Source organism: Dietzia sp. B44 (assembly GCF_014145245.1).
Classification (GTDB): Bacteria; Actinomycetota; Actinomycetes; order Mycobacteriales; family Mycobacteriaceae; genus Dietzia; species Dietzia natronolimnaea.
The window spans coordinates 18,068-18,415 of record NZ_JAALEF010000524.1; the positions used below are offsets into that span (position 1 = coordinate 18,068).

Below are 348 nucleotides of genomic sequence, written 5' to 3' on the forward strand. Positions count from 1 at the left end.
CGGCCAGGACGAGGTCCACGCGGGCACCGTCCCCGGCTCGCTCAACATCCCCGGCGTCGACAAGGCCGCCTCCTTCGGCGCCTGGGTCTACGACCCCGAGAAGGAGGACACGCCCCTGGTGGTCCTGGCCGAGGACGTCGAGATGGCCGAGGCGTTCCGGGATCACCTGCTACGGGTCGGCATCGACACCGTCACCGGCTACACCACCGGCCTCGAGTGTCTGCCCATGACGACCCCCGAGATGATCGGGCCCGACGAGCTGGACGCGTTCGACGCCGCCATGGTCCTGGACGTGCGGAACAAGACCGAGCACGCCGAGGGGCACATCCCGGGCTCCGAGCAGCTCAG

The 348-nt window shown here is 70.1% G+C and carries 1 pseudogene; it reads left to right on the forward strand.

The annotated features are described in order from the left end of the window. Nucleotides 1-348, forward strand: a pseudogene (locus tag G6017_RS17170) (MBL fold metallo-hydrolase); the annotation flags it as partial.